A 3,586-nucleotide genomic window follows, 5' to 3' on the forward strand; every position below is an offset into this window, starting at 1 on the left:
GCCGCCCGCGGCACCCCCAGAACCGCGTCTTCCCGGCGGCGCGGGCGGGGCGGCACCCGCTGCTTATCAAAAACCAGGCGATGCTGCTCGGGGCGCGACGGACGGTTGTCCGTCGCGCCACCGGAAGGGGTGAAGAGTCGTAACTTTCCCGTACGGTTCGCGTTCGAGCACGCTAAGAACTAGGAGGAGCGGTCTACGAAGCCCCCGCGAGCACTCCCCCGGAACGGCCCCGGCCGATCCGGCGATCGGCGGCCAGGGAGGGGTCGAGGGACGGGACGGCGGCCAGCAGCTCCCGGGTGTAGGCGTGCGCCGGCCGGTCGTAGACCTCGTCGACGGGGCCCTCCTCCACGATCACCCCGCCCCGCATGACGGCGACCCGGTCGCTGACCTGACGCACCACCGCGAGGTCGTGCGCGATGAAGACCAGCGCGATCCCGAGCTCCCGCTGGAGCTCTGCCAGCAGGGCGGTGACCTGCGCCTGCGTGGTCACGTCGAGGGCCGAGACGGGCTCGTCGCAGACGATCAGCCGGGGTCGGGGCGCGAGGGCCCGGGCGATGCCGACGCGCTGGCGCTGGCCGCCGCTGAACTCGTGCGGATACCGGTCGTAGTGCGCCTCCTCCAGCCCCACGCGGAGCAGCAGTTCGCCGACCCTGGCCCGGATCACCCGCTGGTCCTTCTCCCCCGCCGCACGCAGCGGGTCGGCGATGGACTCGCCGATCGAGCGGCGCGGATTGAGCGAGGACACCGGATCCTGGAAGACCATCTGCACCCCGGGCACCACGCCGGCGCTCTCCACACCATCCCGCCGGACCTGCCCCGAGCTGGGCTCCAGCAGCCCGACGAGCATCCGCCCGAGGGTGCTCTTGCCGCTGCCGCTCTCCCCGACGATCCCCAGCGTCTCCCCGCCCCGCACCATCACCGACACCCCGCCCACGGCCTCCACCCGCCGCTTCCCCCGCCCGAACTCCTTCCGCAGCGAAAACGCCTCGACGACGGGCGGTTCCAGCCCCGCCGCGTCCGGCCCCGCCGCGTCCGGCCCCGCCGGCGTGTGGGACGCGGACACGGGCAGCGCCCGTACGGCCCCCGGTCGGGGCACCCGCACCGCGTCGAGCCTCGGCACCGCCGCCAGCAGGGCAGCGGTGTACGGATCGGCCGGAGCCGCCAGCACCGGCCCCACCGCGCCCCGCTCCACGACACCCCCGTCCCGCATCACCAGCACCGCGTCCACATTCTCCGCCGCCACCCCCACGTCGTGCGTGACCAGCAGCAGCCCGAGCCCCCGCTCCTCCCGCAGCCCGTGCAGCAGGTCGAGGATCTGTGCCTGGACGGTGACGTCCAGCGCCGTGGTCGGCTCGTCCGCGATCAGCAGCTTCGGCTCGCACGCCAACGCCATCGCGATCAGGGCCCGTTGCCGCATGCCCCCGCTGAACTCGTGCGGCCGGGCCCGGGAGCGGCGTACCGCGTCGGGTATGCCCACCCGGTCGAGCACCTCCACCGCCCGCGCCCGGGCCGCACGCCGCGTCACGGGGGCGTGCACCCGGTACACCTCGGCGATCTGGTCGCCGATGGCGTAGTACGGGTCCAGGGAGCTCAGCGGGTCCTGGAAGACCATCGCGGCGACGGCCCCGCGCAGTTCCCGGAGCTCGGCCGGGGAGGCAGCGCCCACGTCGGTGCCGCCGACCCGGACGGTGCCGCCGAGCCGCGCGCCGGTCCCGTGGTGCAGCCCCAACAGGGCTGCGGCGACCGTGGACTTGCCGCTTCCGGACTCCCCCACGACGCCCAGGGCGCGGCCGGGCTCCAGGGTGAAGGACACCCCGTCCACGGCTCGTACGTACTCCCCGGGCCGGCCGACCGGGAAGTCGACGGTGAGGCCGGCGACCTCCACCAGCGCAGCGTTCGTCATGCCAGAACCACCCTTCGGTCCGCGACGGCGTACAGCACGTCGGCGACGACGCCCGCGAGCACGACGGCCGCGCCGATGGCGAGGACCACGCCCACCACCACGGGCAGGTCGACCACGCGCACGCCGTCGATGAGGGTCTTGCCGAGCCCGGGGATCCCGAACAGCGACTCGGTCAGCACGGCGCCGCCGATCATCGTGCCGAAGTCCACGGCGCTGAGCGCGATCACCGGTGCCACCGCGCCCCGCACGGCGTGCCGGGTCACGACGGCCCGCTCCCCCACCCCGTAGGCGCGGAAGGTGCGGATGTGGTCTTCGGCGAGCGTCTCCAGCGTGGAACTGCGGCTCAGCCGGGCGTACTTGGCACTCTCGAAGAAGCCGAGGGTCACCCAGGGCAGCAGCATGTTCCACGCCCACTGCTCGGGGTCGTCGCCGAGCGGTACGTACGTGGGGAAGGGCAGCCACTGGAGGTGGGCGCAGACGGCCATGAGCAGCAGGAGCCCGAGGATGAAGACGGGGGTTCCGGTGGCGGCGAGCGTGAGCACGGTCAGCGCCCGCTCGGTGAAACCGCCCCGGCGCAGCGCGGACAGCAGTCCGGTGCCGACGCCGATCACCAGCCAGATCACCAGCGCGCCCAGCGCCAGCGACAGGGTGGCGGGGAGCCGCTCCAGCAGCAGCTCGGTGACCTGCTGGTCGTTCTGGTACGAGAATCCGAGGCAGGGCGCGTCGCAGTGCAGGACGAGCCCGGCGCCGCCGGATTGGTCGCGGCCCACCAGCAGCCCCTGGAGGAAGTTCAGGTACTGGGCGACGGTCGACTCGTTCAGCCCGAGCTGTTCGCGCACCTGGGCGATCTGCGCCGGGTTGCAGCGCTCGCCGCAGGCGAGGCGGGCGGGGTCGCCGGGGACCAGGTAGAAGAGGGCGTAGATCACGACGGACAGGGTGAGCAGCACGAGCAGGGCCCCGCCGGTCCGTCTGAGCACGAAGCGGGTCACGCCCTGCGCTCCTTTCCGGTGCCGACCCGCAGCCGCGAGTCCTCGCGCGGGTCGAGGGCCGTGCGGACGGCGTCGCCGAGCACGGTGAAGGCGAGCACGGTGACGAAGAGCAGCCCGGCGGGGAACAGGACGTAGGCGGGGTCGGCGCGGAACCAGGTCTGGGCGCTGGAGAGCATCTGCCCCCAGGAGGGGGTGGGCGGCTTCACGCCGACGCCGAGGAAGGACAGCGAGGCCTCGGCCACCATGGCGCCGGGGACCTTGATCGCGGCGAGGGTGATGACGGGCGCGGCCAGCGAGGGCAGCAGCTCGCGGCGGGCGATCCGCAGGGTGCCGTTGCCCGAGAGCCGGGCGGCGTCCACGAAGTCCAGTTCCTTCAGTGAGAGGGTCTGGGCGCGGACCATCCGGGCGAGGCCGCCCCAGTCGAGCAGTCCGATGACCAGGATCAGCAGCAGCGGCCGTGGGAACCCGGGCGGGACGACGGCGGTGAGGGCGATGGCGATCACCAGCATGGGCAGGGCGATCATCACATCGGTGACCCGGCTGACGAGCTGGCCGGCGACCCGGCCGCCGAGCGCGGCGGCGAGCCCGACGGCGACCCCCCCCCTGAAGGGCAAGGTGACGATCAACGCGAAGAAGAACGGCGGCAGCTACGACCTGACCGCCACGACCGCCAAGGGCGTGATGAACAGCCCCG

General features: G+C 73.4%; 2 protein-coding genes and 1 pseudogene. All 3 read right to left on the reverse strand.

Translation table 11 applies throughout. From position 1 onward, the window contains the following. Nucleotides 1–193 precede the first annotated feature (193 nt). Nucleotides 194–1,903 (reverse strand): ABC transporter ATP-binding protein, encoded by a 1,710-nt coding sequence (locus ABZY57_RS32355; protein WP_356518059.1) that lies wholly within the window; start codon nt 1,901–1,903, stop codon nt 194–196. After that, a complete protein-coding gene (locus ABZY57_RS32360) occupies nt 1,900–2,880 on the reverse strand; it encodes an ABC transporter permease (RefSeq protein ID WP_356518061.1) in 981 nt (326 codons plus the stop codon). Before ABZY57_RS32360 ends, ABZY57_RS32355 begins: the two co-directional genes overlap by 4 nt. Continuing rightward, nucleotides 2,826–3,491 (reverse strand): annotated as a pseudogene (locus ABZY57_RS32365) (ABC transporter permease); the annotation flags it as partial. The pseudogene ABZY57_RS32365 and the gene ABZY57_RS32360, both read right to left, overlap by 55 nt. Between the last annotated feature and the right edge of the window lie 95 nt (nt 3,492–3,586).

The organism is Streptomyces sp. NPDC006450, from assembly GCF_040612195.1.
Lineage (GTDB): Bacteria > Actinomycetota > Actinomycetes > Streptomycetales > Streptomycetaceae > Streptomyces.